Raw genomic sequence first — 19,930 nt, 5'->3', positions numbered from 1 at the left:
GAGCAATGGCCAAGGCTGCGGCACTTCGCAAGCCGAAGAAGAAGGTGAACCCGCTCGACAAGGACGGGATCACCTACATCGATTACAAGGACACCGCGCTGCTGCGCAAGTTCATCTCCGACCGCGGCAAGATCCGCGCTCGGCGGGTGACCGGCGTGACCTCGCAGCAGCAGCGGCAGATCGCCCGTGCGGTCAAGAACGCCCGCGAGATGGCGCTCCTGCCGTACACGGCCACGGCCCGCTGAGAGGAGGCACCGACATGAAGATCATCCTGACTCAGGAGGTGTCCGGCCTCGGTGCCCCGGGCGACATCGTCGAGGTCAAGGACGGCTACGGCCGTAACTACCTGCTGCCGCAGGGCTTCGCGATCGCCTGGACCAAGGGCGCGGAGAAGCAGGTCACGGTCATCAAGCGGGCCCGCGCGGCCCGCGAGATCCGCGACCTCGGGCACGCCAACGAGGTCAAGGCCCAGCTCGAGGGCCTCAAGGTCAGCCTGAAGGCCCGCGCTGGCGACGGCGGCCGGCTCTTCGGCTCGGTCACCCCGACCGAGATCGTCGACGCCGTCAAGGCGGCCGGGGGCCCGACCCTGGACCGTCGTCGGCTGGCGCTGTCCGGCCAGATCAAGTCGCTCGGCGCGCACCCGGTCAGCGTCAAGCTGCACCCCGAGGTGACCGCCAAGTTCGACCTGAACGTCGTCAAGGGCTGACACCCGCAGCACCACAGACAGGGCCCGCACCGGTTTGCCGGTGCGGGCCCTGTCTGTTTGCCCAGCGGATGCGGCCGGACAAATGCGAGCCCTGTCGCCCGACGTCCCGCGCCCACCGCGGAAGATGCCTCTGAACCGGCTCTCGTTGCCCGGGCGCCGCGGCCCGCGGCGGCTCGACGTGCGGTGGCCACGCGACGCCCGCGCCGTACGCGTCGACCGGGCCTGGTCGCCGGAGTCCCCCTACGGAGCTGCCGACCGGCGCTCGCGCGGGCCGACCTCCCCGAGCCCAGACCCCGGTGTTCACGGCCGGAGCGTGACCCTTCCCGACCAGAACAGGGCGACGCGCCGTCGAGGTGTGGCCGTTTGCGGGAGATGGACGGGACGAAGAGTTGAGCGAGTTCGCCGGAAATCTGCCATCCACAGGCTGTGGATTGCGTTTCTGCAGCTCACTGCGTTGCGGGCGGGAATTCCCCAACAGTTGTCCACAGCATGTGCACACCCTGCGCACATGCTTGTCCACCGGCGTCCACAGGTTGTCCCGAGGCTCGTCCACCGCTGCGGTTGAGTCCCTGACGTCGGGTTCCGTATGGTTGCCTCTCGACCGCCGGTGCGATGACCCCCCGATCGACCCGACCGGTCCGATCGGAAGCAGTCGCGCCCGGCGGACGACGACCTGCGGCGGCTGCCGGAGGCCGAGCGGTAACGCAAGCCGACGCAGTGGAGGGGGGGACCCGTGTCGGTCACCGACGACATGCGGACGGAACAGCGCGATGGCCAGTCGTCGGCCCCCGTCCAACGCGACGCCCAGTTCGAGCGGACCCCGCCCCAGGACGTGGCCGCCGAGCAGTGCGTCCTCGGCGGCATGCTGCTGTCCAAGGACGCCATCGCCGACGTCGTCGAGATCCTGAAGTCGAACGACTTCTACCGGCCGGCGCACGCCACCATCTTCGACGCGATCCTCGACATCTACGGCCGGGGCGAGCCCGCCGACCCGATCACCGTGGCCGCCGCCCTGGCCGACTCCGGCGACCTGGCCCGCATCGGCGGCGCCCCCTACCTGCACACGCTGATCGCGAGCGTGCCGACCGCCGCGAACGCCGCGTACTACGCGCGCATCGTGGGCGAGCGGGCGGTGCTCCGCCGCCTGGTCGAGGCCGGCACCAAGATCGTGCAGCTCGGATACGGCACCGGCAACGGCGGAAGCCGGGACGTCGACGACGTCGTCGACCTGGCGCAGCAGGCCGTGTACGAGGTCACCGAGCGCCGGGTCAGCGAGGACTTCGCCATCCTCGCGGACATGCTCCAGCCGACCCTCGACGAGATCGAGGCGGTCGGCGCGCAGGGCGGCGTGATGACCGGCGTGCCGACCGGCTTCACCGACCTGGATCGGCTGCTCAACGGCCTGCATCCCGGCCAACTCATCATCGTTGCAGGCAGGCCAGGTCTCGGGAAGGCGCTGGCCCTCGACACGCCCCTGCCGACGCCCACCGGCTGGACCACCATGGGCGAAGTCAAGGCGGGCGACCAACTTCTCGGCGCGGACGGGCAACCAACCACCATCACCAACGCTTTCGATGTCGTGCACGACCGCCCCTGCTACGAGGTCGAGTTCTCCGACGGTTCCGTCATCGTCGCCGACGCTGAGCATCTGTGGAAAACCACCACCCGCGCCTCACGCCGCCAGCGCGCCGAGACGCGACCGTCCCACCAATGGAGCGAGGACGCGCGGGTCGGCGGTGCCGCTGCACACCGCGCGGTCATGGCCGCCCCCGACCGGCTCCTCACCTACCGGGAAGCGGTCGAGATCGCGGGCGACCGATTCCGCAACGTCCTGCACAGCGCAGGCCGCCAGGTGGGCATGGCGGGGAAGGTTCGGCGGGAGTACGTCAGGCGCGGCCAGCCGTGGCAGCGAACCATCGACGCCTACTCGGCTCACGCGCCGTTCGGTGCTCTGCTCGACCGGGTGAACCGGCTGATGAACGCCGAGACGACCGCAAACCATGACGGGGCGGTGACCACCGAACACATTGCGGCGACGCTGCGGCACCCGACCGACGGGCGGCTCAACCATGCCGTCGAGAACACCCGGCCGCTGGTGCTGCCGGCCCAAGACCTGCCGGTAGAGCCGTATACGCTCGGCGCGTGGCTGGGGGACGGAACCACTGCTGGGTCGTCCTTCACCACAGCGGACCCCGAAATCCTGACGTTCATCGAATCGGACGGCTATGTCGTGGAGTCCTCCGTAACCCGGTACCGCTACAGCATCAGGCTTCCGAAGGCTCCGCCGCTGGCGAACCGCGAGTGCGTCGTCTGCGGTACCCGGTTCACCCCCGAGGGCCCCGGCGTTTGGGCCTGTGGCAGGTCGTGCGGCGGGAAATCGAGAGGTCTGGTGGACGCCTCAGCCCGCGCCCACTGTTCGTTCTGCGGCAGGCCGTTCAAGTACATGTCGGGCGCTTCTCGGAGTTGCCAGACCTGCCGTTCGGCACGCGGCTCCTTCACCGGCCTACTAAGGTCCGCAGGCGTCCTCGGGAACAAGCACATTCCACCGGCGTACCTGCGCTCATCCGAGGGCCAGCGGCGGGCGTTGCTGGCCGGCCTTCTCGACACTGACGGCACCGCCACCAACAGTGGCAGCGTCCAGTTCACGACCACGTCGGCCCGCCTAGCCGACGACGTGCATGAACTTGTTGTCAGCCTCGGTTACCGGTGCTCCATTTCCCGTAAGGCCGTCAAGGGGCGCCGCCCGGAGTCATCGGTGGCGTACAACCTCAACTTCAGCACTTCGGACGACGTGTTCTGGTTGACCCGTAAGCGTCAGGCTCACGCGCAGCGGCGACACACCGACACCGTTGCCCGCACCGGCCACCGGTACATCGTCGATGTGCGGCCGGTGCCGAGCGTCCCGGTCCGCTGCGTGACGGTGGACAACCCGGACCACCTCTACCTGGCCGGTCGTTCCATGATTCCGACGCACAACAGCACGGCGAGCATGGACTTCGCTCGGAACGCGGCCATCAGGGCAAACCAGGCGTCGGCGATCTTCTCGCTGGAGATGAGCAAGGTCGAGATCGTCATGCGACTGCTCTCGGCCGAGGCCCGGGTGCCGCTGCACGTGCTGCGCAGCGGGCAGCTCTCGGACGACGACTGGACCAAGCTTGCCCGCTGCATGGGCGAGATCAGCGAGGCGCCGCTCTTCGTCGACGACACGCCGAGTATGAACCTGATGGAGATCCGGGCCAAGGCGCGCCGGCTGAAGCAGAAGCACGACCTCAAGCTGATCGTGGTCGACTATCTCCAGCTCATGACGTCGCCGAAGCGCACCGAGAGCCGGCAGCAGGAAGTGGCGGACCTGTCCCGTGGCCTCAAGCTGCTGGCCAAGGAGGTCGAGTGCCCGGTCATCGCGGTAAGCCAGCTCAACCGTGGGCCGGAGCAGCGTACGGACAAGCGACCGCAACTGTCCGATCTGCGTGAGTCGGGGTGCCTAACCGCAGAGACCCGGGTTCTTCGCGCTGACAACAACGCCGAGGTGACTCTCGGCGAACTGCTTGCCAGCGAGGCCAGGGACGTCCCGGTCTGGGCACTCGACGAGGGCCTTCGCTACACGCCGCGCACCATGACTCACGTCTTCCCGAGCGGCAGCCGCGAGGTGTTCCGGTTGACCCTGGCATCGGGGAAGCAGATCGATGCCACAGCCAACCATCCTTTCCTGACCTTCGCGGGCTGGCTGCCGCTGGGAGAGTTGGCTGCCGGGGCACGTATCGCGGCGCCGAGGCATGTCCCTCCGCCACTGATGACCAGGCCCTGGGCCGAGGAAAAGGTGGTGCTGCTGGCCCATCTGCTGGGCGACGGCTCATTCGTCCGGCGTCAGCCCATCCGGTACGCCAGTTGTGACGAGGAGAATCTCCAGGCCGTCGCGGAAGCGGCTAAGCACTTCGGCGTCTCGGCTGTGCGGGATGAGTGTGCCGCTGCCCGCGTGACCACCCTCCGGCTGCCCGCGCCCTACCGGTCGGCCCGAGGGCGGCGAAACCCGGTCGCCGAGTGGCTGGACGGGCTTGGATTGTTCGGCCTCAGGTCGCACGAGAAGTTCGTGCCGCAGGGGGTCTTCGGGCTGCCCAAGGAGCAGATCACGATCTTCCTTCGTCATCTGTGGGCAACCGAGGGGTCGGTCTGTCCCAACAAGTCGGGCCGGGGCGGTCGGATCTACTTCTCTTCCGCTAGCCGACGAATGCTCGAAGACATCTCTCGTCTTCTGCTGCGGTACGGCATCACCGCCCGTTTGAAGGTTGTACCTGTCGGTCGTTATCGCACGCAATACACGCTGGACATCTCGGGGCGGGACGACCAGCTTCGGTTCCTGCGTGAGATAGGGGTTCATGGCGAGCGGTCGGGCAACTGCGCTGAGCTGCTGGCTGCGCTGGAGTCACAGAAGAGCAGCACCAACGTGGACACGGTCCCCAAGGAGGTGTGGTCCAAGGTTCGGGAGATCCTGCTTGACCAGGGTATGAGTCATCGGGAGGTCGCAGAGGCAATTGGCACCGAATTCGGTGGGAGCGCCCTCTGGAAGCAGGCACCGAGCAGGACCCGGCTTGCCAAGATCGCTGCGGCTCTGGACTCTGCCGACCTTGAACTCCAGGCCACGAACGACATTTTCTGGGATGAGGTCATCTCGATCGAGTCGATCGGCGAGCGTGATGTATATGACGCTACGGTGTTGGGCAAGCACAACTTCGTCGCCAACGGCATCGCGACTCACAATTCGATTGAGCAGGACGCCGACGTGGTGATCCTCCTGCACCGGGACGACTACTACGACAAGGAATCCCCGCGGGCGGGTGAAGCGGATTTTATTGTCGCCAAGCACCGAAATGGGCCCACGGACAGCATCACCGTGGCCGCGCAACTGCATCTGTCCCGCTTCGTCGACATGGCCATCGTCTGACTCGACGGGCTGTCAGCCGATCAACGGGAACCAGCCGGCGGCATCGCCGAGCGCGAGCCGGTCGGAATCCGTCAGGGGCACCCGGCCGGCGGCCTTCAGCAGGAACTCGCGGTCGTCCCAGTCGGCCGGGCGGACCGCGTCGTCGGGGAGCAGGCCCGCCAAGGCGGTCACCGCGACCCGGACCGGCAGCTCGGCGGGCGGCACGGCGTCCGGGAGATCCACCACCAGATCGAGGTGGTGCACGACCGCCTCGGTGGTGAGCGTGGCGAGCAGGTCCGGCACGCACAGCACGTGCCCCTGGGTGGTGACGAAGCCAGCCGGGTCGGCCGCGCCGGCCGCCCGGACGGCCGCGGGGGCCAAGGCCTCGTGCTGGTCGACGGCCGTCATGTGTCGCAGCCTCGCACGAACCGCCCCGCGCGGCACATCGGCGGCCCACCCGCCCGGGACGCCCTCAGCGACCAGCGGCGACCAGGCCAGGGCCGGGCGGCGGCCAGGTCAGGGGCAGGCCAGGGCCAAGCGGCGGCCAGAACCACGGTCGGCGACCGGCGCGGGACCGGGCCACCAACACCCGCCCGGCCGCCGCTGGTCCTGACCGGCTCAGTCGAACAGTTCGCCGAGGAAGCCGTGGTGCTTCTTGCGGCGGTAGTGGCCGTGGTACCCGTAGTGCCCGCCGTACGCGGGCGCGGGCGCGGGCGGGTAGCCGTGCGTTGGCGGCGGTGGGGGCGGGGGCACCGCGCCGTAGCCGGGCTGGTGCGGCGGGTGCGCCTGGTGCGCGGGCGGCGGTGGCGGGGGCGGCGGCGGGTACCCGCCGGGCGCGTGGGCCGGCTGCGCCGAGGTCGGGGCGGCCGTCGCCTGTTGGCGGTTCCAGTTTGCCTCCGCCTCGAACAGCTTCTCCAGTTCGCCGCGGTCGAGGAAGATCCCCCGGCACTCGCCGCACTGGTCGATGACGACTCCGCTGCGCTCGTACTGGCGCATGTCTCCGTGGCATTTGGGACAGGTGAGCTGCATTACCCGAAGGTACCCGGTGCCGTCACCCGGCCGGGGAAAGCGCCTCGGTCACCTCGGCGTCGGAGACCTCGTGGAAGTCCTCGTAGTACTGGCTGACCGCGCCGAAGTCGACGGGCCGCTGGTCGCAGACGACCTCGTCGGCCTCGGCGGACAGCATCTCGAACGCCTCCTGGGAGCCGACGGGGACCGCGACCACCACCCGGCGGGCGCCCAGTTGCCGGGCCACGGCGACGGCGGCGCGGGCGGTGGCGCCCGTGGCCAGGCCGTCGTCGACGACCACGGCGGTGCGTCCGGTCAGCTCCAGCGGGGGTCGCCCGGCCCGGTACAGGCGTTCCCGCCGCTCCAGTTCCGCCTGTTCGCGGCGCTGCACCTCGGCGACGTCGTCGGGTTCGAGCCGGGCGGCCACCATCTCGTTGAGCACCCGGACGCCGTTCGGGCCGAGCGCGCCGAAGGCCACCTCGGGTGCCCAGGGCACGCCGAGCTTGCGTACCACCAGCACGTCGAGGGGCGCGCCGAGCCGCTCGGCGACGACCTCGGCCACCGGCACCCCACCGCGAACCAGCCCGAGCACGGTGACGTCCGGCTGTTCGGCCGGTCCGGCGAGCCGGTGGGCGAGCACCCGGCCGGCTTCGTCCCGGTTGCGGTAGATCCTCATGCCTAAAGGTGTACGCCCTGCGGGCCGAGCCGCGCCGGCAGTCCGGGGAACCGGCCGGCTCAGGGTGCCGTGGCGGGGCGCCGACCGCCGCCGACCAGGGCGGGGGCCCAGGCCAGCAGGGCGACCGGGTACAGCAGATACCCGAAGCGGGTCGAGGGCATCAGCAGGATCGCGGCGAGTAGCCCGTACCCGCAGATGGTGGCGGTGGTGACGGCCGTGCGGGGCGGGCGGCGCAGCAGCCGGACGGCGATCCCGACGCCGACCGCGACGAGCAGTGCGGCGGCGACGACCCGGCCGGCGGGCAGCGCGGTCGCGATCAGGTGCCCGGGGAAGGGGGACTGCGCCGGGCTGGTGACCAGGCCGTGGCCGAGGGGGAAGCGCAGCACGTTCTCGACCAGCGCGTCGCGGTCGACGAGCAGGGCCGGGACCAGGGCGAGCGCCGGCAGCCCGAGCGCGCCGACGGCGAGCCGTACCGCGGACCGACGGGTCGCCGCCCAGGCGATCAGCACGAGCGCGACCGGCCAGGCGAAGAGCTTCAGCGCGCCGGCGGCCCCGATCGCGAGGCCCGCCCGGCCGGGGCGGCCGGCGGCGGCGAGGGCCAGGGCCAGCAGGCACAGAGCGAGCACGGGCAGGTCGTCGCCGCCGGTGGCCAGGGTGAGGGCGCAGACGGGCAGTACGGTCGCGGCCTGCACGCCGCGCAGGACCGCCGGCTGCGGGGCGCTGCCGGCCGCGGACGCGGAGCGCAGGGCGCGCACGGCCAGCGCGAGGGCGACGGCGGTGCCCACCGCGAACCACACCCGCGCGTCGGTCCACCAGCCGTCCGCGAGGGCGCGGGGCAGGCCGAACAGCGCCATCCCCGGCTGGTACGGGTTGTAGGCGAGCAGCCGCTCGTCGGCGGGGAGCGCGGCGATCGCGTCGTGCCCGAGGTACGGGGTGCCGGTCTCGACCAGCCGGGCGGCGGCGTGCTCGACGACGACCACCTCCTCCTGCGCCCGGTCGGTGCGGCCGGCCGCCCGCTGCGCGCCCTGCCAGACCAGGGGCAGCAGGGCGGTGGTGGCCCAGGCGAAGCCGGTGACCGCCCAGCGGGCCGGCAGCCCGGCGAGCGCCGAGCCGGGGCCCCGGCGGCGGGCGGCCAGTTGGGCGGCGACGGCGAGCGCGGCGAGGAGATAGCCGACCGCCGCGACGGCTCCCCAGGCGCGGTGCGGCAGCAGCGTCGAGGTGCCGGCGGTGACCGCGGCGAACGCGGCGGAGACGGCGTACAGGCCCAGGTCCAGGCCGAGGCCGCCAGCGGCGGCGTCGACCCGCCGCCAGGTGCCGGGCGTACGGGAGGTGCGGTCGACGGCGGCGGTCACGCGGGCAAGTGTGGCAGACGATCCCCGCGACTCCGCCCGGCCTGGCGCCGGCCGGCCGGGAGGCGGACCACCTCGCCCGCGCCCTGCAGCGGCGGCGCCAGCGTGCCGGGACGCCCGCCGAAGCCGCGCCGCAGGGCCGAGAGCAGCGATCCGGCCGGTACGGGGCGCCCGAACAGGTGACCCTGCCCGGCGACGCAGCCCAGGTCCCAGAGCGCGCGGCGCTGCGGCTCGCTCTCCACGCCCTCGGCGACCACGACGAGGTCGAGGCCGCGGCCGAGGTCGAGCGTGGACCGGATGACCGCGGCGGCCTCGGCCGAACCCTCCATCGCCGCCACGAAGCCGCGGTCGATCTTCAGCTCGTGCACGGGGATTCGGGAGAGCAGGGAGAGCGAGGAGTAGCCGGTGCCGAAGTCGTCCAGGGCCAGGCGTACGCCCTCGTCGCGCAGCCGGCTGAGCACCCGGTCGACGATGTCGAGCTGGCTGAGCGCCAGCGTCTCGGTCAGTTCGAGGATGAGCCGGTCGGGCGGCAGGTCGTGGGCGCGCAGCCGGGCCAGTACGGAGCCGGGGAAACGGGCGTCGAGCAGGCTGCGCGGCGACACGTTGACCGCCACGGGCAGGTCGAAGCCGGCCTTGCGCCAGCTGCCCGCCGCGATCAGCGCCTGGTCGAGGATTGCCTCGGCGAACGCCGGGAGCAGGCCGGAACGCTCCACCGCCTCCAGGAAGCGCAGCGGGTCGATCAGGCCGTGGACCGGGTGGCGCCACCGGGCCAGCGCCTCCGCGCCGGTCACCTCGCCGGTGCCGAGGTCGACGATCGGTTGGAAGTTGACGGTGAACTCGTGGTCGGCGACGGCCCGGGGCACCTCGCCGCCGAGGGTCAGCCGGCCGAGGTCGGCGGTGTCCCGCGTCGGGGCGTACGTGGAGATCCGCTGGCCGGCGCGCTTCGCCTGGTACATCGCCACGTCGGCGCGGCGCAGCAGCTCGGGCATACCGCCGCTGGCCGGGGCGACGGCGATGCCGCCGCTGGCCTCCACGCTGATCCGCATGCCGTCGACGTCGAGCGGCTCGTGCAGCGCGGCGAGCAGGGCCTCCGCCCGGTGGGCGGCCACCGCCGGGGCGGGCAGGCCGCGCAGCAGCACGGCGAACTCGTCGCCGCCCAGGCGGGCCACCAGGTCGCCTGACCGGGCCGCGCCGCACAACCGGTCGGCGACCTGGGTGAGGACCCGGTCCCCGGCGGCGTGGCCGAGGGTGTCGTTGACCTCCTTGAAGTGGTTGAGGTCGACGAGCACCAGCGCGGTGATCCCGTCGGAACGTCGGGCGTCGAGCTGCTCGCCGCCCTGCTCCAGCAGGTGCCGGCGGTTCGCCAGCCCGGTCAGGGCGTCGTGGGTGGCCGCGTACGCGTGTTCCCCGGCGACGCGGGCCAGTTCGGCGTACGCCTGGGCGTTCCGGACCGCCGTGCAGAGCGCCGAGGCGAAGGTACGCAGGGTGTACTGCTCCCGCTCGGAGAGCTGGACCGGGCCGCGGAAGCGCAGCCGGAGCGCGCCGAGGTCGACGGTGCGGTCGTGCCCCTCCAGGCGTACCTCGATCACCGACCCGTCCACGGTGCTGGTCCGCTCGGCCGGGCCGTCGTACGTGAGGGTGCCGGCGGCGCCGCGGACCGTCCGCCCGCCCTCGCGCAGGGCGATCTCGACCTCGTCGGCGGAGAAGAGCTCGGCGGCCTGGGTGACGGCGGTGGTGAGGACCTTGTCGAGGTCGACGACGTTGAGCGCGTCCGTGGTGCGCGCCAGCCGCTGCCACGCGTCCCGTTCCGCCCGGTTGCGGACCCGACTGGAATAGGCGAGGTGCAGGCTCAACACCAGCGGCGGCACGACGATGAGGAAGCTGGGGTTGTGGTTGAGGATCAGCAGGGTGGACGTGATCACCAGGAACCTGGCGATGGCGCTCGCGATGCGCAGGTCGTAGTGCTCGGTGAACAGTTCCCGTACCCGGGTCCTGGTGGCGAGGGCGATGACCGGGAAGGTCAGCGCCTCGTCCAGCACCACCACGACCAGGTACGCCGCGACGAGGGTCAGCACCGCGTGACTGAGGGACCCGGTCGTCGGCCAGGCCCAGCCGGCCAGCAGCAGCACGAGTCCTCCGGCCGCGGCGGTCACGGTGTCCTTCGCCACCCCGAAGGCGAGCTTGATGGGTGCCACGCGGACGATCCCACGGGCTATCCCGACGCCGAGGCCGGTCGCGAGGATCACCCAGGGCACGGGCGCCACCGCGAGCCCGATCACTGCCGCGACCTCGGTCCAGGAGATGCCGTGGGTCGTGGCCCGGATGCGGACCCGGACGTTGACGGTCGCTCCGACGGCAACGAGGAAGGTGACCGTCGCCGCCGTGGCGAGATCGTGGGTACTCGGCGCACTTCGGAGCCCGAGGGAACGAATGCTCAGAAAGAGCGCCACCGCGGCGGTGAACACGACGAGACCGACAAGCAGCAGTAGCCGCCGATCGGTCTCACTGTCGTTGTTGGCGGTCCGAGTCACGTCTCATCCTCTGCCGCAGCCCATTCCTGGCAGTACGTGTCTCGGACTTTACGGCCGGTCAGGCCTCGGGTGAAGGGCTCGATCAGAGCCAGTCGTGAGCCTTCATGGCTGCCACCTTCCGTCTGAGGATCTTCGAGGCCGACGCCTGCCCGGCTTGGCCGACGCGCAGATGTTATGACCTTTCGACCGCCTTCGGGGCATTCCATGTCCATATGCGCAGTATGCGGCAAGACTAGGCCGCTCTGTTACCTACCGTTCCCGCGCGAAAACTCAACGCCAGGCCTGTGTGAACTCCTGCGATGATTATCGAAGTGGTTGGGGTGTGGCTCCAGCAAGAGCATCCGGTAACTGCTGCGGGCGGTGGCGGCGGGATCTCTTGATGTGCGGACGTTAACGGAGCGGAGAATTGTCGTAGCTTCTTGTTGACGTTCCCGGGTCGCCGTCTTGCCCGCACTTTTGCAGTGCTTTGCTCGGGGTTGTGTTGGTATGCCGGGCATACCACTGGTTCGCGGCCAATTCGCATAGAATTCGTCTTTGTTTCGTCTTCGTTAGCCTTTTCTCACAAGGCGGCACGGAGGTCCGGAGTCGAGACGCCAGCACGAATTGGCGCTCGAACTCGCCAAGGAGTACGGCGGCCCGGTCGAGTGCGGAGCCCTCAACCACCTCGGACTCACCCCGCCCTACCCGCCTCCGCACGTCGCGGGGGCACGTGCGGGCCGCCGCAGGCCGCCCTCGGTGCATTTCCCCGGCGCCGTCGCCCCTGGCACCCCCGACCCACGTGACCAAGCGGACACCGGGAAGCCGGCGAGCGTCGCAGCCGGACGATAGGCTCGCCGCCGTGACCGAACCCGCGCAGCTCACCCACGTCGACGCGGCCGGCTCCGCCCGCATGGTCGACGTCTCCGCCAAGGAGGTCTCCGGCCGGCTCGCGGTGGCCGCCGGCCGGCTGCGTACCACGCCCCAGGTCATCGACCTGCTTCGGCGGGACGGGCTGCCCAAGGGCGACGCGCTCGCCGTCGGTCGGCTGGCCGGCATCATGGGCGCGAAGCGCACGCCCGACCTGATCCCGCTCTGCCACCCGATCGCGCTGCACGGGGTGGCCGTCGACCTGACGCTGACCGAGGACACCGTCGAGATCACGGCCACGGCGCGCACCGCCGACCGGACGGGGGTGGAGATGGAAGCCCTCACCGCCGTGGCGGTCGCCGGGCTCGCCCTGGTCGACATGGTGAAGGCGGTGGACCCGGCGGCGTCGGTCGACGCCGTACGGGTGCTCCGCAAGGAGGGCGGCAAGACCGGTCGGTGGCTGCGGCCGGAGGACCGGCCGTGATTCGCGCCCGGGTGGTGGTCGCCTCCAACCGCGCCTCCGCCGGCATCTACGCCGACACCAGCGGCCCGCTGCTGGCGGCGGGGCTGCGCGAGCTGGGCTGCCAGGTGGACGAGCCGGTGGTGGTGCCCGACGGCGAGCCGGTCGGCGCGGCGCTGCGGGCCGCCCAGGCCGACGGGATCGACGTGGTGCTGACCAGCGGCGGCACGGGGATCACCCCCACCGACCGGACCCCGGACGTCACCCGCGAGCTGCTGCACTACGAGATTCCCGGCATCGCCGAGGCGATCCGGGCGCACAGCCGGGACAGGGTGCCCGCGGCGGCGCTGTCCCGGGGCGTCGCCGGCGTGATCGGCCGGATGCTGGTGGTCAACCTGCCCGGCTCGACCGGCGGCGCCCGCGACGGCCTCGCCGTGCTCGGCCCGATCCTGGCCCACGCCGTCGACCAGCTGGGCGGTGGCGACCATTGACCCGGCAGGTTGTTTCGCCCCCGACCCTGGCCGGCACGCGGCGCGGACGAGCGAGCCGGCGCGGCGGCCGGCCGCCTCTGTCCCACGTCCTCGACCAGCCCCGCGGCGGCGACCAGCTGACCCGCCGCGGCGGGCCGTCCGGCGATAGGCTCGGCCGGTGGACGCGGGGAGTCGCCCCGCGGTCGCGAACGGGAGGATCGCGCCGGTGAGCACGGAGACCGCGTCCGCCGCGGAGCAGGTCGCCGCACTGCCGGTGACGGACTGGGCGGAGGCCCGTGAGCGGGCGTACGCCGCCGGCCTCGCCGCCGCGCTGCCCGCCGTCGACCGGCCGCTGGCCGACGCCGACGGACTCACCCTCGCCGAGCCGTTGGCGCCCCGCACCGACCTGCCCGCCTTCCCCACCAGCAGCGTGGACGGCTGGGCCGTGCGCGGCGAGGGGCCGTGGCGGATCGTCGGCCGGGTGCTGGCCGGCAACAGCCCGCCGCCGCTCGCCGAGGACGGCACGACGGCCGAGATCGCCACCGGCGCGATGGTGCCCGAGGGGGTCACCGCGATCGTGCGGGTCGAGGAGTCCACCCGGACGGCGGACGGCCGGATCACGGGCAGGCCCCGACCGCAGCCGGAGTGGCGGCGACCGGGCGAGGAGGCGTACGCCGGTGAGGAACTGCTCCCGGCCGGCACCCCGGTCGACCCGGCGCTGATCGGCCTGGCCGCCTCCTGCGGGCACGACACCCTGCGGGTGCGTCGCGCGCCCCGCGCGGCGCTGCTGGTCTTCGGCGACGAGCTGCTGACCTCGGGCCCGCCGGCCGCCGGCCGGGTCCGGGACGCTCTCGGCCCCGCCGTCCCGGCCTGGCTGCGCCGGTACGGCTGCGAGGTGCGCCCGGCCGACGTGACCGGACCGGTGGCGGACACGCTGCCGGCGCACGTCGGAGCGCTGCGGACGGCGCTGGCCGACGCCGACCTGGTCTGCACGACGGGCGGGACCATGCACGGGCCGGTCGACCACCTGCACCCCGCGCTCGCGGAACTCGGCGCGGAGTACGTGGTCAACACGGTCGCGGTCCGTCCCGGATTTCCGATGCTGCTCGCCCGGCTCACCGGCCCGGAGGGCCGGACCCGCTTCGTCGCCGGCCTCCCCGGCAACCCGCAGTCGGCGATCGTCGCCCTCGTGTCGCTGGTCGCGCCGCTGCTCGCCGGCCTGGCGGGCCGGCCGCAGCCGGTGCTGCCGCACGCCGCGCTCGCCGAGCCGGTGCCGGGGCGGGGCGACTACACGCACCTGGCCCTGGTCCGGCTGGACCGGGTGGCCGGCACCGCGCACCCCGTACGCCACGTCGGCTCGGCCATGCTGCGTGGGCTCGCGGGCGCGGACGGGTTCGCGGTCGTTCGCCCCGGCACCACCGGCGAGCCGGGCGCCCGCGTGCCGGTCGTGCCGCTGCCCCTCCTGCCCGGGGAGCGGGCGTGGTGACGGGCGCCCAGACCCCGGAAGCGGCGGGCGTGGTCACGGCAACCCCCGGGGAGGCCGGCGTCCCGCCCGCCCCACCCGCCGCCGGGACGGGCGCGGCGACGGTGTTCGGCACGGTGACGGAGGAGCCGCTGGACCTGGCCGCGCACGAGGCGGCGGTCGCCGATCGGCGGGCCGGCGCGGTGGTGTCGTTCCAGGGTGTGGTCCGCGACCACGACCACGGCCGCGCGGTGACCAGCCTGGAGTACGAGGGCCACCCGAGCGCCGCCGAGGTGCTCCGCGAGGTGGCCGCCGAGGTGGCCGCCGACCCCGACGTCTACGCGGTCGCGGTGTCGCACCGCGTCGGCCCGCTCGGGATCGGCGACGTTGCCCTGGTCGCGGCCGTGAGCACCGCGCACCGGGCCGCCGCGTTCGCCGCCTGCGCCCGGCTGGTCGACGAGGTGAAGGCCCGGCTGCCGATCTGGAAGCGGCAGGTCTTCGTCGACGGCACGGAGGAGTGGGTCAACTGCCCCTGACCGCCGCCGCGTCGCGCCGGCGCGTCGAGGAGGGGCTCGCCGCCCTGGCCCGCGGGGCGTTCCACAGCCGCTCCGGCCTCCGCGTGCCGGCGCCGGTCAGCGGCGGGCGTACGCCGGGGCGGTGCGGCCCAGCCGGTCGGCGTAGAAGGCCGGCTCGGCGCCCGGCCGCCAGGGCAGCGCGGCGACCAGCACGATCAGCGCCAGGGCCAGCGAGTTCTCCATGAGCGCCCCGAAGAGGCCGTCCTGGTAGTGCGACACCTCGGGGAGTTGGTGTTCGTACGGCCAGATGGGCGAGACGAGAAACAGCAGGTAGAGCCCGACCGCCGCCACGCCGTGCCGGAGCCCGGTCAGCGTCGGGTACCAGATCGGCGGGCGCAGGCCGTTGACCCCCGGCAGCCCCCCGTACGGGGGCGCCTGGCCGGCCCGCGGCATCAGGCCGCGGCTCGCCTCCCGGCGACGTACGGCGGCGTCGGCGAGCACGATGATCGCCGGGATCACCCACACGAGATGGTGCGACCAGGAGATCGGGCTGATCACGTTGCCGGTGAGCCCGACCAGGGTGAACGCGGTCAGCTCGTCACCGTCCCCGCGGGCGCTGGCGGCCCGGGACAGCCCCAGCGCCAGGACCAGCACCGAGAACGACAGCCAGAGCAGGCCGGGCGTCTCGATCGAGTCGTACAGGCGGGCCAGCAGGCCGGCCAGCGACTGGTTCGGGGTCATGTCGGCCGCGCCGACCCGCTCGGTCTGCCAGAGCACGCCGCCGAAGTACGTCCGCGACTCGGTGCCGACGAGGACGAAGCCGGCGAGGGTGACGCCGACCGCGGTGCCGACCGCCGTGGCCGCCGCCCGCCACTGCCGGGTGATCACCAGGTACGCGATGAACAGCGCCGGGGTCAGCTTGACGGCGGTGGCCAGGCCGATGCCGGCCCCGGCCCAGACGCCGCCGAACACGAAGCGGCGCAGCGGCCCGTCGGACGGGTCGAACCGGGTGCCGCGGCGCGCCCGCCAGCGCAGCCCGACGAGGTCGGCCATGACCAGCGCGAAGAGCAGCAGGTTGACCTGCCCGTACCCGAGGGTCTCCCGGCCCGGCTCGATGGCCACCGCCATCGGGGTCGCGATGCCGACGGTGAACCACAGCGGCCAGCCGAGCCGGTCGACGATCGGCCGCAGCAGCGCGGCCAGGACCAGCGCCAGGGCGGCGATGCTGGCCAGCGCGTTCAGCCACCCGGCGACCTCGACCGGGACGAGCGCCATGGGCAGCATGACCAGGCCCCCGAACGGCGGGTACGTGAAGCCGAGCGTGGTGGAGGGAGCGATGAAGTCGTACAGCTCGTGGCCGCTCGCCCACCACACCACAGCGCCGTGGTAGATCTTCATGTCGAAGAAGTTGTACGGTCGGCCGAAGGTGCCGATGGCGAGCCACGCGGCGTAGGCGACGGTGGCCACGACCCCGGCGCGCACGGCCGTCCTGCGGTCGAGGCCACGGGTCATGCGGCGGACCGGGGCGAGGCGGTCCATCCGTCGTCCGACGGTCGCCGGCATGGCGTGGCCACCCCCGTACCAAGGTCGTCCTACCCGTCCAGGTCCAGCAGGGAGCCTAGAACGGCGCCTCACGTTGATGCCTCCCGCGTTATGCGACCGTGTCCGATCCCACACATGTTTTTGACATTTCCACCGCGTTAACGCCTAGCGGGTGGTTCAGGTAATTCGCGGTGTTGCCGGGGGCGGGGGCGGGGAGGGGGTGAAGAGCCGCAGGTCAGCCGGGCAGGCGGCGGGCGGTCGCCGCCGAGCGTACGGCGATCCGGGCCTCGCGGCGGGCGGTGCGGACCGCGCGCTGCACGGAGCGTCGCGAGTGGTCGATCCGGTGACCGGCGCGCCACCGCAGCCCGGGCCTGCCCCCGGTGTCGGCGGCGGCGAGGAGCAGCCCGCCGAAGAGCCCGAGGTTCTTCAGGAAGTGGACCTGGTTCTGTGCCCGCTGTGCCGGGTCGTCGTTGCTCCAGAAGGGATGGGCCGCGGCGGTGGTCGGGATCAGTGTGCCGGCGAGCACCAGGGCCGCCGCCCTGGTGCACCTGCCGCTGGCCAGCAGCAGGCCGCCGACGACGTGGGTGGCGGCGTTGACCCGGATCAGCTTCTCGGCGTCGGTGGGCAGGCTGGGGACGACCTGCTGGATCAACGGGGTGAGCCGGTCGGTGACAGGCTTCGCGGCCGGCACCAGCCGGCCGGGGTTCTGGAGGTTGCGGGCGCCGCTGACCACGAAGATGCCGCTCAACATGACGCGGGCGAGGGAGCGCACGGGTTGCATAAACCAGTCATACCCTCTCGTCCGGTCGTCTACCCCCGCAACGGCGCGATCCGACCGGCCGACATGGACGTCGGACCGGGCTCGACCGCCACGCCGATCTCGGCGACCGTCGCTGGTGGAACCGCTCCGGGCGGTAACCTCGCCCGGGTGACCACGCTACGGCTCCGCCCGGAGGACCCGGCCGACACCGGTCCGGTCGGTCGGGTGCTGGCCGCGGCCTTCGCCCGCCCCGACGTGCTGGCGCCGCCGGAGGTGGGGCTGGTCGAGGAGCTGCGCGGCACCGACGCGTGGATCGCCGAGCTGGCCATGGTCGCCGAGTACGGCGGGGAGGTCGTCGGGTACGCCCTGCTGACCCGGGTCCGGGTACGGGGCGACGACGGGAACGCCCCGGCCCTGGCCCTCGGCCCGGTGGCGGTCGCGCCGCACCGGCAGCGGATCGGGCACGGCACGGCGGTGGTGCAGGCAGGCCTGGACGCGGCCACGGAGTTGGGCGAGCGGCTGGTGGTGGTGCTGGGGTCCCCCGCCTTCTACCGGCGCTTCGGCTTCACCCGCGCCGACCGGCTTGGGCTGACCAGCCCCTGGTCCGGCCTGGGCGATCCCTGGCAGGCGCTGGTCCTGCCGGCCAGCACCGGCGGCGAGGGCCTGGCGCCGCGCGGCGAGGTGCTCTTCCCTTCGCCCTGGTCCAAGGTGTGACGCCGCGGCCGGGCAGCCCGGCGGTCAGGCGGGCTGGGTGCGCAGGTACCGGCCGAAGTGTGGGACGGTGAACGCCACCGTGCCGCGCTCCCCGGAGTAGATCAGCCCTTTCTTGATCAACGCGTCCCGCGCCGGGGAGAGGCTGGCCGGCTTGCGTCCCAGCGAACGGGCGATCTCGGCGGTGGGTACCGCGGCGTCCATGTCGTCCCGGCCGCCGGCGTCCCCCTCCACCAGGGACAGCGTGGCCATCGCCCGCATGTACTCGCGTTCGGCCGGGGTGGCCCGCTCGAAGCGGGAACCGAAGAATCCGACGGCCAGTTCGGCCTCCGCCTCCGGGGCAGCCACCCGGACGTCCGCGGCGGTGATCGGGGAGCGCGGCGCATGGTCCCAGGTGGCCTTGCCGTACGCCTGGACGAAGTAGGGGTAGCCCCCGGACTTCTCGTAGAGCAGGTCGAGGGCCTTCGGCTCGTACTCGACCTCCTCGCGCTCGGCCGGCGCGCAGAGCGCCTGGTCCGCGGCGATCCGGTCGAGCCGGTCGATGCGCTGGTAGCGGAACAGCCGCTCGGAGTACGACTTGGCCGCGCTGAGCACGGCCGGCAGGTGCGGCAGGCCGGCGCCGACGACGATCAGCGGGGCGCCGAGCTGGGACAGCTCGTGGCAGGCGGCGCAGAGCGCCGAGACGTCCTCGGCGCCGAGATCCTGCATCTCGTCGATGAAGATGGCGATGCCGGTGCCGACGTCGCCGGCCACGGCGGCGGCGTCGCTGAGCAGCTCGACCAGGTCGATCTCGATGTCCCCGGAGTCGGCGCGGCCGGTGGCCGCCGGCACGTCGATGCCGGGCTGCCAGCGGTCGCGCAGCCTCGGGGCGGCACCGGCCCGCCCGGTCGGCGCGGACCGCTGGGCGAACGCCTTCAGCACCCCGAGGAACGCCTCGATCCGGTCCGGGGCCCGGTGTCGGGGGGCCAACTCGCGGACCGCCATGTGCAGGGCCGCCGCGATCGGGCGGCGCAGCGACTGGTCCGGCCGGGCCTCGATCTTGCCGCTGCCCCAGAGCCGCCCGATGGCCTGCGAGCGGAGGGTGTTGAGCAGCACGGTCTTCCCGACGCCGCGCAGGCCGGTGAGCATCAGGCTGCGTTCCGGGCGGCCGCGCGCGATGCGCTCCAGCACCACGTCGAAGACGTCCAGTTCCCGCGCCCGCCCGGCGAGTTCGGGCGGGCGCTGGCCGGCGCCCGGGGCGTACGGGTTGCGGACCGGATCCACGAATCGCACAGTATCGGGCCGTCTAGCTGCCAGGCTAGACATCCGTAGACGGGGCTACCGGCGTGTCGCCGGCGGCGGCCGTCCAGCCGCCGGAGCGTCGGGCCGTCGAGGCGAAACTAGGGCTGTCTAGCGTGGATGCTAGACAGCCCTAGTTTCGGCTATCCGGAACTGTCAGCGCTTCTTGAGGCAGAGCACGTAGTCCAGGAAGTCGACCGAGTTGTCGTGCACGTAGTTGGCGGTCGACTTGGGTGCCAGCGTCTCGCAGCGGTCGCCGTCCGAGGTCGCCGGGATGCGCAGCAGGATCTCGTACGTGCCCGGCCCGCACGGCACCTTGCGCAACTCCGCGTCGTCGTCCGTGCCGTCGTTGACCACGCAGTCGCCCTTGGCGAAGTCGTCGTCGTCCTCGCTCGGGCTCGGCTTTGCCGTGGTCGGGGCCGCCGTCGGCTCGTCGCTCGGCTCGACCGGGACCGGGGAGGTGCTCGCCGGCGGCGCCGAACTGTCGGCCACGTCGGCCGCCCGGTAGATCCCCCAGCCGGCCAGGCCGAGGCAGGGGCAGAGCAGCAGCAGGACCACCAGGGCGATGATCAGACCGACCCGCCGGCCGTTCCTCTTGGCGGGCGGGGCGACCGGCCCGGGCCCGTACCCGGGTGGCGGCGGCGGACCCCACGGCCCGGCCGGCGCGGGCTGCCCGGGAGGCGGCACGGCACCGCCGG

The 19,930-nt window shown here is 72.7% G+C and carries 17 protein-coding genes; 8 read left to right on the top strand and 9 right to left on the bottom strand.

Going from position 1 to position 19,930, the window contains the following annotated elements:
* Positions 1 to 5: 5 nt before the first annotated feature.
* The 3 genes from rpsR to JD77_RS11865 all read left to right on the top strand — a co-directional run bounded on the left by rpsR (position 6) and on the right by JD77_RS11865 (position 5,645).
* Positions 6 to 245: a 30S ribosomal protein S18 gene (gene rpsR / locus JD77_RS11875; protein ID WP_007073789.1), complete on the top strand. Its 240-nt coding sequence runs from the start codon at positions 6 to 8 to the stop codon at positions 243 to 245.
* A gap of 14 nt (positions 246 to 259) precedes the next feature.
* A complete protein-coding gene (rplI, locus tag JD77_RS11870) occupies positions 260 to 706 on the top strand; it encodes a 50S ribosomal protein L9 (protein ID WP_145774334.1) in 447 nt (148 codons plus the stop codon).
* 751 nt (positions 707 to 1,457) lie between these two features.
* Positions 1,458 to 5,645, top strand: coding sequence for a replicative DNA helicase (locus tag JD77_RS11865; RefSeq protein ID WP_342799681.1), 4,188 nt, complete (start codon positions 1,458 to 1,460; stop codon positions 5,643 to 5,645).
* Between the two features lie 12 nt (positions 5,646 to 5,657).
* On the opposite strand, the gene JD77_RS11860 is transcribed toward JD77_RS11865, so the two are convergent.
* The 5 genes from JD77_RS11860 to JD77_RS11840 all read right to left on the bottom strand — a co-directional run bounded on the left by JD77_RS11860 (position 5,658) and on the right by JD77_RS11840 (position 11,188).
* Positions 5,658 to 6,032: a hypothetical protein gene (locus JD77_RS11860; protein WP_246140638.1), complete on the bottom strand. Its 375-nt coding sequence runs from the start codon at positions 6,030 to 6,032 to the stop codon at positions 5,658 to 5,660.
* A gap of 210 nt (positions 6,033 to 6,242) precedes the next feature.
* Entirely contained in the window at positions 6,243 to 6,653 is a 411-nt protein-coding gene (locus JD77_RS11855; RefSeq protein WP_145774330.1) for a TFIIB-type zinc ribbon-containing protein, read from the bottom strand.
* A gap of 22 nt (positions 6,654 to 6,675) precedes the next feature.
* Entirely contained in the window at positions 6,676 to 7,308 is a 633-nt protein-coding gene (locus JD77_RS11850; RefSeq protein WP_145774328.1) for a phosphoribosyltransferase, read from the bottom strand.
* Positions 7,309 to 7,367: 59 nt separating this feature from the next.
* A complete protein-coding gene (locus tag JD77_RS11845; RefSeq protein WP_145774327.1) occupies positions 7,368 to 8,660 on the bottom strand; it encodes a glycosyltransferase 87 family protein in 1,293 nt (430 codons plus the stop codon).
* Entirely contained in the window at positions 8,657 to 11,188 is a 2,532-nt protein-coding gene (locus JD77_RS11840) for a putative bifunctional diguanylate cyclase/phosphodiesterase (RefSeq protein ID WP_211372542.1), read from the bottom strand. Before JD77_RS11840 ends, JD77_RS11845 begins: the two co-directional genes overlap by 4 nt.
* 838 nt (positions 11,189 to 12,026) lie before the next feature.
* Between JD77_RS11840 and moaC the strand changes: the two genes are divergently transcribed.
* From moaC to JD77_RS11820, 4 genes are all read left to right on the top strand, one after another.
* The gene (gene moaC, locus JD77_RS11835) at positions 12,027 to 12,518 is read left to right on the top strand and encodes a cyclic pyranopterin monophosphate synthase MoaC (RefSeq protein ID WP_145774325.1); all 492 of its coding nucleotides are present in this window, start codon (positions 12,027 to 12,029) and stop codon (positions 12,516 to 12,518) included.
* The gene (locus JD77_RS11830) at positions 12,515 to 12,985 is read left to right on the top strand and encodes a MogA/MoaB family molybdenum cofactor biosynthesis protein (RefSeq protein WP_145774323.1); all 471 of its coding nucleotides are present in this window, start codon (positions 12,515 to 12,517) and stop codon (positions 12,983 to 12,985) included. The genes moaC and JD77_RS11830 overlap by 4 nt, the downstream gene beginning before the upstream one ends.
* 205 nt (positions 12,986 to 13,190) lie before the next feature.
* Positions 13,191 to 14,450 (top strand): molybdopterin molybdotransferase MoeA, encoded by a 1,260-nt coding sequence (locus JD77_RS11825; protein WP_145774321.1) that lies wholly within the window; start codon positions 13,191 to 13,193, stop codon positions 14,448 to 14,450.
* Positions 14,451 to 14,551: 101 nt separating this feature from the next.
* Positions 14,552 to 14,962: a molybdenum cofactor biosynthesis protein MoaE gene (locus tag JD77_RS11820; RefSeq protein WP_145777545.1), complete on the top strand. Its 411-nt coding sequence runs from the start codon at positions 14,552 to 14,554 to the stop codon at positions 14,960 to 14,962.
* A 96-nt stretch (positions 14,963 to 15,058) separates the two neighbouring features.
* Here JD77_RS11820 and JD77_RS11815 read toward each other — a convergent pair whose 3' ends face one another.
* Positions 15,059 to 16,504 carry a glycosyltransferase 87 family protein gene (locus tag JD77_RS11815; RefSeq protein ID WP_145774318.1) on the bottom strand — a complete coding sequence of 482 codons (1,446 nt, stop codon included), beginning with the start codon at positions 16,502 to 16,504 and terminating at the stop codon, positions 15,059 to 15,061.
* A 214-nt stretch (positions 16,505 to 16,718) separates the two neighbouring features.
* Positions 16,719 to 17,264, bottom strand: coding sequence for a DoxX family protein (locus tag JD77_RS11810; protein ID WP_145774316.1), 546 nt, complete (start codon positions 17,262 to 17,264; stop codon positions 16,719 to 16,721).
* 147 nt (positions 17,265 to 17,411) lie between these two features.
* Here JD77_RS11810 and JD77_RS11805 point away from each other — a divergent pair, with 147 nt between their 5' ends.
* The gene (locus JD77_RS11805; protein ID WP_145774315.1) at positions 17,412 to 17,957 is read left to right on the top strand and encodes a GNAT family N-acetyltransferase; all 546 of its coding nucleotides are present in this window, start codon (positions 17,412 to 17,414) and stop codon (positions 17,955 to 17,957) included.
* 24 nt (positions 17,958 to 17,981) lie between these two features.
* On the opposite strand, the gene JD77_RS11800 is transcribed toward JD77_RS11805, so the two are convergent.
* Both JD77_RS11800 and JD77_RS35125 read right to left on the bottom strand, forming a co-directional pair.
* Entirely contained in the window at positions 17,982 to 19,217 is a 1,236-nt protein-coding gene (locus JD77_RS11800; RefSeq protein ID WP_145774313.1) for an ATP-binding protein, read from the bottom strand.
* 171 nt (positions 19,218 to 19,388) lie between these two features.
* Positions 19,389 to 19,805 (bottom strand): LppU/SCO3897 family protein, encoded by a 417-nt coding sequence (locus JD77_RS35125; RefSeq protein ID WP_145777544.1) that lies wholly within the window; start codon positions 19,803 to 19,805, stop codon positions 19,389 to 19,391.
* Between the last annotated feature and the right edge of the window lie 125 nt (positions 19,806 to 19,930).

Origin of the sequence: Micromonospora olivasterospora, assembly GCF_007830265.1 — a bacterium.
In the GTDB taxonomy this organism is placed as follows: domain Bacteria; phylum Actinomycetota; class Actinomycetes; order Mycobacteriales; family Micromonosporaceae; genus Micromonospora; species Micromonospora olivasterospora.
Note: the sequence above shows the minus strand (reverse complement) of the source record. Positions and strands in the feature narration are given on the sequence as shown.

Bases quoted from the DNA above. Each gene is read 5' to 3' on its own strand.
- rpsR (WP_007073789.1), top strand. From the start codon at position 6: ATGGCCAAGGCTGCGGCACTTCGCAAGCCGAAGAAGAAGGTGAACCCG.
- rplI (WP_145774334.1), top strand. From the start codon at position 260: ATGAAGATCATCCTGACTCAGGAGGTGTCCGGCCTCGGTGCCCCGGGC.
- JD77_RS11865 (WP_342799681.1), top strand. From the start codon at position 1,458: ATGCGGACGGAACAGCGCGATGGCCAGTCGTCGGCCCCCGTCCAACGC.
- JD77_RS11860 (WP_246140638.1), bottom strand. From the start codon at position 6,032: ATGACGGCCGTCGACCAGCACGAGGCCTTGGCCCCCGCGGCCGTCCGG.
- JD77_RS11855 (WP_145774330.1), bottom strand. From the start codon at position 6,653: ATGCAGCTCACCTGTCCCAAATGCCACGGAGACATGCGCCAGTACGAG.
- JD77_RS11850 (WP_145774328.1), bottom strand. From the start codon at position 7,308: ATGAGGATCTACCGCAACCGGGACGAAGCCGGCCGGGTGCTCGCCCAC.
- JD77_RS11815 (WP_145774318.1), bottom strand. From the start codon at position 16,504: ATGCCGGCGACCGTCGGACGACGGATGGACCGCCTCGCCCCGGTCCGC.
- JD77_RS11810 (WP_145774316.1), bottom strand. From the start codon at position 17,264: ATGCAACCCGTGCGCTCCCTCGCCCGCGTCATGTTGAGCGGCATCTTC.